We start from the raw sequence: 10572 nt of genomic DNA on the forward strand, positions 1-10572 counted from the left end.
GAGTCGGCTCCTAGCTCTCTAACTCGATATCGATGCCCAGCGAACGGATTTCCTTAACGAGAACGTTGAAGGATTCCGGCATGCCGGCATGCATGGTGTGGTCGCCGTCCACAATGCTCTTGTACATCTTGGTGCGACCTTCCACGTCGTCGGATTTCACCGTCAGCATCTCCTGGAGGGTGTAGGCGGCACCGTAGGCTTCCAGCGCCCAGACCTCCATCTCCCCGAAGCGCTGGCCACCGAACTGCGCCTTGCCGCCCAGTGGCTGCTGGGTGACGAGCGAGTAGGAGCCGGTGGAACGCGCGTGCATCTTGTCGTCGACCAGGTGGTTGAGCTTCAGCATGTACATGTAGCCCACCGTGACCGGCCGGTCGAAGGCGTCACCGGTGCGGCCGTCGTACAGGGCCATCTGGCCGGAGTCCGGCAAGTCGGCCAGGCGCAGGAGATGCTTGATCTCGCCTTCGGCAGCACCATCGAACACCGGCGATGCCATCGGTACGCCCTTGCGCAGGTTCTTGGCCAGGGCGATCACCTCATCGTCGCTGAGGGTGTCGAGGTCCTCGATCCGGGTGCCAGTGGTCGAATTGTAGACCTGGTCCAGGAACTCGCGGATCTCGGCAACCTGCTGGTCACGGGCGTCGCGCAACATGGCATCGATCTTGACCCCCAGCCCCTGGGCCGCGAGGCCAAGGTGGGTCTCGAGGATCTGACCGACGTTCATGCGTGACGGTACGCCCAGCGGGTTGAGCACGACGTCCACCGACACACCGTTGTCGTCGAAGGGCATGTCCTCGACCGGCATGATGGCGGAGATGACACCCTTGTTACCGTGACGGCCGGCCATCTTGTCACCCGGCTGGATGCGACGCTTGACCGCCATGTAGACCTTGACGATCTTCAGTACGCCCGGCGCCAGATCATCGCCCTGGGTGAGCTTGCGCTTCTTGTCCTCGAAGCGCTCCTCCATTTCCTTGCGACGGTTCTCCAGCTGCTCGTCGGCCTGGGCCAGCAGCTCGTTGAGGGACTCCTCCTGCAGGCGCAGCTTGAACCACTGCTGGCGCGGCAGCTCCTCCAGGTAGCTCTCGGAGAGCACATCGCCCTTCTTGAGCTTGGGCCCGCCATGCACCACCTCGCCATTCAGGGTGCGCTTGAGGCGCTCGAAGGTGGCGTCCTCGGCGATGCGGTAGGTCTCCTGCAGGTCCTTGCGCACCTCGTCGAGCTGCATCTGCTCGATGGCCAGTGCACGGGAATCCTTCTCCACGCCGTCGCGGGTGAAGACCTGGACGTCGATGACCGTACCCTTCATGCCGGTCGGCGCACGCAGCGAGGTGTCCTTCACGTCGGAGGCCTTCTCGCCGAAGATCGCCCGCAGCAGCTTCTCTTCCGGCGTCAGCTGGGTCTCGCCCTTGGGCGTGACCTTGCCCACCAGGATGTCGCCCGGGCCGACTTCGGCACCGATGTAGACCACGCCCGCCTCGTCCAGCTTGGAGAGCGCCGACTCACCCACGTTGGGGATGTCGGAGGTGATCTCCTCCGGCCCCAGCTTGGTGTCGCGGGACACACAGGTCAGTTCCTGGATGTGGATGGTGGTGAAACGGTCTTCCTGCACCACCCGCTCCGAGAGCAGGATCGAGTCCTCGAAGTTGTAGCCGTTCCAGGGCATGAAAGCGATGCGCATGTTCTGGCCCAGGGCCAGATCGCCCATGTCGACGGAGGGGCCGTCGGCCAGGATGTCACCGCGGGCCACGGTATCGCCGGGACGCACGATGGGGCGCTGGTTCATGCAGGTATTCTGGTTGGAGCGCACGTACTTTGTGAGGTTGTAGATATCGACGCCGGCCTCGCCGCCGATGATCTCGTCCTCATTGATACGCACCACGATCCGCCGGGCATCGACCGAGTCGATCACGCCACCGCGACGCGCCACGGCACAGACGCCGGAATCGCGAGCCACGAAACGCTCCATGCCGGTACCCACCAGCGGCTTCTCGGCACGCAGCGTCGGCACCGCCTGACGCTGCATGTTCGAGCCCATCAGAGCGCGGTTGGCATCGTCGTGCTCGAGGAACGGAATCAGCGCCGCGGCCACGGAGACCACCTGGCGCGGAGAGACGTCCATCAGCGTCACCTGCTCGGGACGCATGAAGGTGGTCTCGCCCTTGTGGCGTACCTGGACCAGGTCGTCGTCCAGCTTGTTGGACTCGTCCACGGCTGCCGAGGCCTGAGCGATGACGTAATCGCCCTCTTCGATGGCCGAGAGATGCACCACCTCGTCGGTCACCTGGCGATCCACCACCTTGCGGTACGGCGTCTCGAGGAAACCGTAGCTGTTGGTGTGGCTGTAGGTGGCCAGCGAGTTGATCAGGCCGATGTTCGGCCCTTCCGGCGTCTCGATGGGGCAGAGGCGGCCGTAGTGCGTGGCGTGAACGTCGCGCACCTCGAAGCCGGCCCGCTCACGGGTCAGGCCGCCCGGCCCAAGCGCGGAGACGCGGCGCTTGTGGGTGACCTCGGAGAGCGGGTTGTTCTGGTCCATGAACTGCGAGAGCTGGCTGGAACCGAAGAACTCCTTGACCGCCGCGGCGACGGGCTTGGCGTTGATCAGGTCCTGCGGCATCAGGCCTTCGCTCTCCGCCATGGAGAGGCGCTCCTTGACCGCACGCTCGACGCGCACCAGCCCCACGCGGAACTGGTTCTCGGCCATCTCGCCGACGCAGCGAATGCGACGGTTGCCCAGGTGATCGATATCGTCGACTTCACCGAAGCCGTTACGGATATAGATCAGCTCCTTGAGCACATCGAGAATGTCGCGGTTGTCGAGCACGCCGGAGCCGGTGTCGCCCTCACGACGCAAGCGGCGGTTGAACTTCATGCGACCGACGCCGGAGAGGTCGTAGCGGTCCTCGGTGAAGAACAGGTTGTGGAACAGGGTCTCGGCGGCTTCCTTGGTGGGCGGCTCGCCGGGACGCATCATGCGGTAGATCTCGACCAGCGCCTCGAGCTGGGAACCGGTGGTATCCAGACGCAGCGTGTCGGAGATGAAGGAACCGCAGTCGAGATCGTTGGTGTAGAGCGTCTCGATGGTGGTGATGCCGGCCTGGCCGAGCTTCTCGAGCAGCTCAGGCGTAATCACGGTATTGCAGGGGCAGATCAACTCACCGGTGCTGGAATCGACCTGATCGCGAGCCAGCGTCTTGCCGAACAGGTAGTCCATCGGCACGTCAAGGCGCTGCAGCCCCGATTTCTCCAGCTGACGGATATGCTTCTGGGTGATGCGCCGGCCTTCCTCGACGATGAGGTTGCCCTCGCCGTCCTTGATGTCGAAGGTGGCGGTCTCGCCGCGCAGGCGCGACGGTACCAGCTCCACAGAGAAACCACCTTTCTCAATGTGGAAGGTGCTGGTCTCGAAGAACTCGTCGAGGACCTCCTCGGCGGTCAACCCCAGGGCGCGCAGCAGCACGGTCGCCGGCAGCTTGCGGCGACGGTCGATACGCACGAAGACGTTGTCCTTGGGGTCGAACTCGAAGTCGAGCCACGAGCCGCGGTAAGGAATCACGCGGGCAGAGTAGAGCAGTTTGCCGGATGAGTGGCTCTTGCCCTTGTCATGGTCGAAGAACACGCCGGGAGAGCGATGCAGCTGGGAGACGATGACCCGCTCGGTACCGTTCACGACGAAGGTCCCGTTCTCGGTCATCAGGGGGATTTCCCCCATGTAGACTTCCTGCTCCTTGATGTCCTTGATGGCCTTGTTCGAGGAGTCCCGATCGTAGATGATCAGGCGAACCTTGACCCTCAGGGGCGCCGAGTAGGTAACGCCACGCAGCTGGCACTCCTTGACATCAAAGGCCGGCGTGCCGAAACGATAGCTGACATACTCGAGCGCAGCGTTGCCGGAGAAGCTCTCGATCGGGAACACGGACTTGAAGGCCGCGTGAAGCCCGGTCTCAAGGCGCTCATCGGCCGAGCGGTCCTGCTGGAGGAAGTCGTAATAGGAATCAAGCTGGATCGCCAGCAGGTAGGGCACATCCATCACTTGGGGCAGTTTGCCGAAATCCTTGCGGATGCGTTTTTTCTCAGTGTATGAGTAAGCCATCTGTATTCCCCAGCTTGTTCACCATGGGTGACCGATGCGTGGTCGGCGCCACCCGACGGGCTCGACCCCGTCAGGCGCTGACGGCAAGCTACTCAGGTGGGTAGCTCGCCGTCGGGATTCTTCTAGCAGCGCTGCAACGGCAGGCGGCTAGTGCAACAGAAAAAGGCCGGCAGCGGGAGGGCCCGCCACCAGCCGTGGAAGCTTACGCAGCGCGTGAAGCCATGGGGCACAAGGATTACTTGAGCTCCACGCTCGCGCCGGCTTCTTCCAGCTTCTTCTTTGCCGCTTCGGCGTCGTCCTTGGACAGCCCTTCCTTGATGGTCGCCGGAGCGCCGTCGACGGCACCCTTGGCTTCCTTCAGGCCCAGGCCGGTCAGTTCGCGAACCGCCTTGATCACGTTGACTTTCTTTTCGCCAGCGCTGGTCAGGACCAGGTCGAACTCGGTCTGCTCTTCGGCAACTTCGCCAGCGGCAGCCGGGCCAGCCATCACGGCGGCGGCGGCAGAAACGCCAAACTTCTCTTCCATCGCTTCGATCAGCTCGACGACTTCCATGACGGACATGTCGGCGACGGCGTTGATGATGTCTTCTTTGGTCAGTGCCATTTTGGTCTTCCTAACTTTGCGGGAGCCTCGGCGCGCCGAGCGCTCGTCTATTCAGAGTTCGATTCAGGCTACAGGAACGAGTTCGCCGATCAGGCGGCTTCTTCCTGCTTCTGGTCGCGCAGGGCGGCCAGGGTACGAACCAGCTTGCCGGCGGATGCTTCCTTCATGACGGACATCAGCTTGGCGATGGCCTCGTCATAAGTCGGCAGCGTTGCCAATCGGTCGATGTCGCTTGCCGGAATCAGCTCGCCTTCGTAGGCCAGCGCCTTCACTTCAAAGTTCTGATCCTGCTTGGAAAACTCCTTGAACAGGCGGGCAGCAGCGCCCGGATGTTCAGTGGAGAACGCCAGCAGTGTCGGACCGATGAAGCTCTCGTTCAGGCATTCCCACTGGGTGCCTGAGAGGGCGCGGCGTGCCAGGGTGTTGCGGACAACACGGATCTGCACGCCATTCTCGCGGGCCTGCTTGCGCAGGTCGGTCATCTTCTCGACCGTGACACCACGAGAATCGGCAACTACGACGGAGAGTGCGCCCTTGGCCGCTTCACTGACCTCGGCAACGATCGCCTTCTTGCCTTCGAGTGCTAGTGGCACAGTGATCACTCCTTCGTGCCGGAACCTCGCAGTGCGGGCTCCGGGGGTTACCATCTCTTCCCTAGGCCGCCTTGCGACGGATGCGGGAAGTCCCGGGTGATGGTGCTCACCAGCGATCTGGCGGCCACACCATCTGCGCAGGCACCCCATGCCGGGGACATTAAGCCGCCACTCGAGAGCGGCGGCGCCTGCGGTCTTTGACGGCGCCCCTCGCACCCTGCCTGGCAAGGTGCCCGGGGACCGCAAAGTTCTTGCAAACTACTTCTTGCTGCGCGCTGCCGACACCAATACCCGGCAGCGGACGACTCTCACCCCGGTTACACCAGTGCGGAGTGGTCGAGGGTCAGGCCCGGGCCCATGGTAGTGGACAGGGTGACCTTCTTTAAGTAGATACCCTTGGACGTGCTCGGCTTGAGACGCTTGAGGTCGGCGACCAGCGCTTCCAGGTTGCCCTGGATGGCGGCTGCATCGAAGTCGACCTTGCCCAGAGTAGTATGGATGATGCCGTTCTTGTCGGTACGGAAACGCACCTGGCCAGCCTTGGCGTTCTTGACTGCAGTTGCCACGTCAGGCGTCACGGTGCCGACCTTGGGGTTCGGCATCAGGCCGCGCGGACCGAGGATCTGGCCCAGCTGACCGACGACGCGCATGGCGTCCGGCGAAGCGATGACCACATCGAAGTTGAGCTGGCCTTTCTTGACCTGCTCGGCCAGGTCGTCCATGCCGACGATATCGGCACCGGCTTCCTTGGCGGCTTCGGCGTTAGCACCCTGGGTAAACACGGCGACGCGAACGTCCTTGCCGGTACCGTTGGGCATCACGGTGGCACCACGCACGACCTGGTCGGATTTGCGCGGATCGACGCCCAGATTGATGGCGACGTCGAGAGACTCCTTGAACTTGACGGTGGACAGCTCATTGAGCAGCGCCACGGCCTCTTCCAGAGAGTACGCCTTGGCCGGGTCGACCTTTTCGCGAATTGTCTGGGCGCGCTTGGACAGTTTAGCCATGATCAGAGACCCTCCACGTTCAGGCCCATGCTGCGGGCGCTACCGGCAATGGTACGCACAGCGGCGTCGAGATCGGCAGCCGTCAGATCCGGCTCCTTGGTCTTGGCGATCTCCTCGAGCTGCTCGCGGGTCACGGTTCCGACCTTCTTCTTGTTCGGCTCGCCGGAGCCGGACTTGATGCCAGCCGCCTTCTTCAGCAGGACGGCCGCGGGCGGCGTCTTGGTGATGAAGGTGAAGCTGCGATCGGAGTAGACGGTGATGACCACGGGAGTCGGGAGACCCGGCTCGATTTCCTGCGTAGCCGCGTTGAAGGCCTTGCAGAATTCCATGATATTGACACCGTGCTGACCCAGCGCGGGGCCCACGGGGGGACTCGGATTGGCCTTACCGGCTGCAACCTGCAGCTTGATGTAAGCCTGTACTTTCTTGGCCATGATGGACTCCAGTTGGGTAGTAGCGCCTTGCGGCTCCCCGGGTTATACGGCCGCCTCGGCGGCCAGACAGCAGATGCCGGGCCGAGAGGATTACTCCTTCTCGACCTGGGCAAATTCCAGCTCTACCGGCGTCGCCCGCCCGAAGATCAGCACGCTGACCTGGAGGCGACTCTTGTCGTAGTTCACTTCCTCGACCACACCATTGAAGTCGGCGAAGGGGCCGTCGACGACCCGCACGGACTGGCCCGGCTCGAAGATGGTCTTGGGACGCGGCTTGTCGGTGCCATCCTTCACCCGGCGCAGGATGCCATCGGCCTCCTTCTGGGTGATCGGCGCCGGCTTCTCCTTGGTCCCACCGATGAAGCCCATGACCCGCGGCGTCTCGTTGACCAGGTGCCAGGTCCCGTCATCCATCTCCATCTCGACCAGCACGTAGCCGGGGTAGAACTTGCGCTCACTCTTGCGGCGCTTGCCGTCCCGCATCTCGACGACTTCTTCGGTCGGCACAAGAATCTCGCCGAAGCGGTCTTCCATGCCATACATCTTCACGCGCTCCAACAAGGAGCGCATGACATGCTTCTCGAAGCCGGAGTAGGCGTGGACGACGTACCAACGCTTGGACATGAAAACTCCTAACCGATGACGCCGGACATCGCCCAGCCAAGAAGGGTGTCGATCAGCCACAGCATCAGACCGACCACCAGCACGGCGACAAGCACGATAGCCGTGGTCTGCACGGTTTCGGGGCGGGTCGGCCACACCACCCGCTGAATTTCTTTCTTGGCGCTCTTGGCCAGCTCGGCCAGGTCGCGACCCTTGGTGGTAGTCAGCGCAATCGCTGCAGCAGCAGCACAGAGAACGACGACACCCAGCACGCGATAGAGGATGGCCTGGTCGGCAAAGTAGGTATTCCCCACGACAGCCACAACCAGCAACGTGATGACCACCGCCCACTTGAGCCCGTCGTGGCGCGACTCCTGCACCTCGGCGTTATGTTTCATGAAAACGTGACTCCTCAGGGTGCGGCAATCGAATCATATGACTGATAGATGGGTGCCAACCTGGGGGAGGTTGGCAGGCCAGGAGGGAATCGAACCCCCAACCTGCGGTTTTGGAGACCGCTGCTCTGCCAATTGAGCTACTGGCCTGTATCTGATGCGCGCGACCCCTTGCAGGCAGCATGCACAACAGCGGGCGCCATGATAGCGAAGGTCTCGCCTGCTGGCAACCCCTTCCGACACTCCTGCATCGAAAGAAAAGAGAAAGGCGAGCCAAGGCTCGCCTTTCTCTATCTGGAGCTCATGGACGGATTTGAACCGTCGACCTCACCCTTACCAAGGGTGTGCTCTACCCCTGAGCTACATGAGCAAAACCCTTTGGCACATCCCACATGCCTGCACCGACCACTATCGTCAGCACTTGCCATACTGGAGCGGGCAGCGGGGATCGAACCCGCATCATCAGCTTGGAAGGCTGAGGTTCTACCATTGAACTATGCCCGCCTACCCACTCTGGCCGCCGAATCGCCAAAGCCGATCACGGCATGAAACTTGGTGGAGGGGGAAGGATTCGAACCTTCGAAGCTTTCGCGGCAGATTTACAGTCTGCTCCCTTTGGCCACTCGGGAACCCCTCCAACTGGCGGCTCATTCTACCGCCTCCACGAACCGTGTCAAGTGCTTGTTTATCAGCAACTTGCTTGGACCGATCCCGTTCGGGAACGCCCCCGGCTCCGGAACGCGCTGCATTGTGTCAAAGCAGCATGGAGAAAGCAAGGCCCGCACGGATTTTTTCCAGCCCCGCCGGCGCCGGCACACGCGGCGCTCCCGACATGCGCCCGGCCCGCTCGGCGGCGGTCAGCGGGAAGCAGGCCTCCAGCCCACCGTACACCATGTCAGGCCAGACCGCGTGGGGGGACTGCATCCCGCGCGCCATGACGCGGGCATCCCCTCCGGTGAGCAACATCGGCAACGCCACGCCTTCCCGGTCGCACACCTCCGAGTAGATCCGGTTGATGGCGCTGACCGCCGCCATGTAGATTCCGTGATTGACCGCCTCCACGGTACGCTGACCAGGAAGCAGCAGCTCTTCGGCTTCGCTGTCGGGGTCGATGGCCACGTTGCGCGTGCCCAGCTTCAGGCTCTCCTTCATCAGCCGCAGCCCGGGAATGATGTAACCGCCCAGATGCCGGCCACCGGGCAGCACGAAGTCCACGGTGATGGCACTGCCGCAATCCACTGCGCAGCAGCCACCCGCCAGCTGGTAGCCCGCCAGCACCCCCATCCAGCGATCCACACCCAGTCGGTGGGGCTCTTCATAGCCATTGACGACGCCGAGCGCTTCCGGCGTGGAGCGCGCAACATGGACACCGCGCACGCGGCTGTGCAGCAGGGAAACGGTCTGCTCAAGCACGGCCTCCCGGGCCACGCTGGATATCCGCACCGCCTCGACCACGTCCAGGTCGGGGATGTCGGAACCCGGCCTCCACTCCTCTCGGGTCCAGACCGCGCCACGCGAACGAATCTCGCTACTGTCGGCATCCTTCAGGCGCCACTTCGACAGCGTATTGCCAATGTCTAGATCCAGGATCATGAGCGCCCACGCACGCTGATCTCCCCTCCCGCCAACCGCTCACGCTGCCCGCCGCGGAGAATGCAGAGATTGCCCGACTCGTCCACGCCTTCCGCCGTTGCCGCCAGGCTCTTCCCACCCCGGAGCACGTCGATATCACAACCGGCAAAGGCATGCAGGGCATTCCACTCGTCGCGCCAGGCAGCAAAGCCCTCGCTTTCGTAGGCGGCGAGCAGCGGCAGGAGTTCATCCAGCAGCTCGAATGCCAGGCGGTTGCGAGAAAGCCCCGGCGCCTGATCATGCACCGCCGCGACCGGCTGTTCGATCGTCTCGCGAAATGCCGGGGGCAGGCTGACATTGATTCCCATGCCGATCACGACCTCGCAGGGGCCTGCCGCGTCGCCACTGATCTCGACCAGTATGCCGGCAAGCTTCCCCCATTCCCCCGCACCGCTCTTCAACAGCACATCGTTGGGCCACTTGAGCTTCGGGGCAACTCCGTGTCGCTCCAGCACCCGGGCCAGCGCCACCCCTACTGCCAGACTGAGCCCCTCAAGGGCCACCACACCGGAATCGAACCTCCAGCCGAGAGAGAGCATCAGGGCACGCCCCCAAGGGGTCGACCAGGTCCGGCCACGACGCCCCCGGCCCTCGCTCTGCTGTTCCACCAGGCACACCTCACCGTGCCCGACTCCCTGGTCGAAGCGCTGGCGAATGAACTGATTGCTGGACGGCAACGTCTCTTCGATGAACAGGCGGGCGAGATGCTGCCTACCCTGCCGTGACAGCCCGGCCACGATGACCCCGCCATCGAGCAGCTCCAGCGGGCCCGAAATGCGGTACCCCTGACCCTTGACGGCCTCCAGGGGGATGTCCAGCGCCTCGAGCTTCTTCAGCTGTTTCCATACCGCGGTACGCGATACGCCCAGCCGTTCGCCCAACTGCTCTCCGGAGTGAAACTCCCCGTCGCTCAGCAGGCGGATCAGATCACCGATGGTCATGCCCTGTGCCCCAAACGGGAAAAGGCCCATTCTATCGGAACTCGCTCAGGCCCTGCACTGATTACAAAAAGAAAAACCCCGAGTTCTTTCGAACTCGGGGTTTCGGGAAGAAAATGGGGAGACCCCCAAATAGCGAAGCCCCGACCAATGCCGGGGCTTCTGAATAAATGCCTGACGATGACCTACTCTCGCATGGGGAGACCCCACACTACCATCGGCGCTGAGCGGTTTCACTGCTGAGTTCGGCATGGGATCAGGTGGTTCCCGAAC

At 63.0% G+C, this 10572-nt stretch carries 9 protein-coding genes, 4 tRNA genes and 1 rRNA gene; all 14 read right to left on the bottom strand.

What is annotated here, in order from left to right:
- Window positions 1-10: 10 nt before the first annotated feature.
- Complete coding sequence (gene rpoB, locus DU505_RS18750) at window positions 11-4090, bottom strand: DNA-directed RNA polymerase subunit beta (RefSeq protein ID WP_114480496.1); 4080 nt, start codon at window positions 4088-4090, stop codon at window positions 11-13.
- Between the two features lie 235 nt (window positions 4091-4325).
- Entirely contained in the window at window positions 4326-4694 is a 369-nt protein-coding gene (rplL, locus tag DU505_RS18755; RefSeq protein WP_114480497.1) for a 50S ribosomal protein L7/L12, read from the bottom strand.
- 89 nt (window positions 4695-4783) lie between these two features.
- Window positions 4784-5287 carry a 50S ribosomal protein L10 gene (gene rplJ / locus DU505_RS18760; RefSeq protein ID WP_114480498.1) on the bottom strand — a complete coding sequence of 168 codons (504 nt, stop codon included), beginning with the start codon at window positions 5285-5287 and terminating at the stop codon, window positions 4784-4786.
- 317 nt (window positions 5288-5604) lie between these two features.
- Window positions 5605-6297: a 50S ribosomal protein L1 gene (gene rplA, locus DU505_RS18765; RefSeq protein WP_114480499.1), complete on the bottom strand. Its 693-nt coding sequence runs from the start codon at window positions 6295-6297 to the stop codon at window positions 5605-5607.
- 2 nt (window positions 6298-6299) lie between these two features.
- Window positions 6300-6731 carry a 50S ribosomal protein L11 gene (gene rplK, locus DU505_RS18770; RefSeq protein WP_043514686.1) on the bottom strand — a complete coding sequence of 144 codons (432 nt, stop codon included), beginning with the start codon at window positions 6729-6731 and terminating at the stop codon, window positions 6300-6302.
- Between the two features lie 90 nt (window positions 6732-6821).
- A complete protein-coding gene (gene nusG / locus DU505_RS18775; protein WP_114480500.1) occupies window positions 6822-7355 on the bottom strand; it encodes a transcription termination/antitermination protein NusG in 534 nt (177 codons plus the stop codon).
- 8 nt (window positions 7356-7363) lie between these two features.
- Window positions 7364-7732 (bottom strand): preprotein translocase subunit SecE, encoded by a 369-nt coding sequence (secE, locus tag DU505_RS18780; RefSeq protein ID WP_114480501.1) that lies wholly within the window; start codon window positions 7730-7732, stop codon window positions 7364-7366.
- Window positions 7733-7803: 71 nt separating this feature from the next.
- Window positions 7804-7879: transfer RNA gene (locus DU505_RS18785), tRNA-Trp, on the bottom strand.
- Between the two features lie 145 nt (window positions 7880-8024).
- Window positions 8025-8099 (bottom strand) — tRNA-Thr (locus tag DU505_RS18790).
- Window positions 8100-8159: 60 nt separating this feature from the next.
- Window positions 8160-8233: transfer RNA gene (locus tag DU505_RS18795), tRNA-Gly, on the bottom strand.
- 49 nt (window positions 8234-8282) lie between these two features.
- Window positions 8283-8366: transfer RNA gene (locus tag DU505_RS18800), tRNA-Tyr, on the bottom strand.
- 116 nt (window positions 8367-8482) lie between these two features.
- A complete protein-coding gene (locus DU505_RS18805) occupies window positions 8483-9322 on the bottom strand; it encodes a type III pantothenate kinase (protein WP_114480502.1) in 840 nt (279 codons plus the stop codon).
- Window positions 9319-10302 (bottom strand): biotin--[acetyl-CoA-carboxylase] ligase, encoded by a 984-nt coding sequence (locus DU505_RS18810; RefSeq protein ID WP_114480507.1) that lies wholly within the window; start codon window positions 10300-10302, stop codon window positions 9319-9321. The genes DU505_RS18805 and DU505_RS18810 overlap by 4 nt, the downstream gene beginning before the upstream one ends.
- A gap of 169 nt (window positions 10303-10471) precedes the next feature.
- Window positions 10472-10572 (bottom strand): 5S ribosomal RNA (gene rrf / locus DU505_RS18815); the annotation flags it as partial.

The organism is Billgrantia montanilacus (assembly GCF_003336675.1).
In the GTDB taxonomy this organism is placed as follows: Bacteria; Pseudomonadota; Gammaproteobacteria; order Pseudomonadales; family Halomonadaceae; genus Halomonas; species Halomonas montanilacus.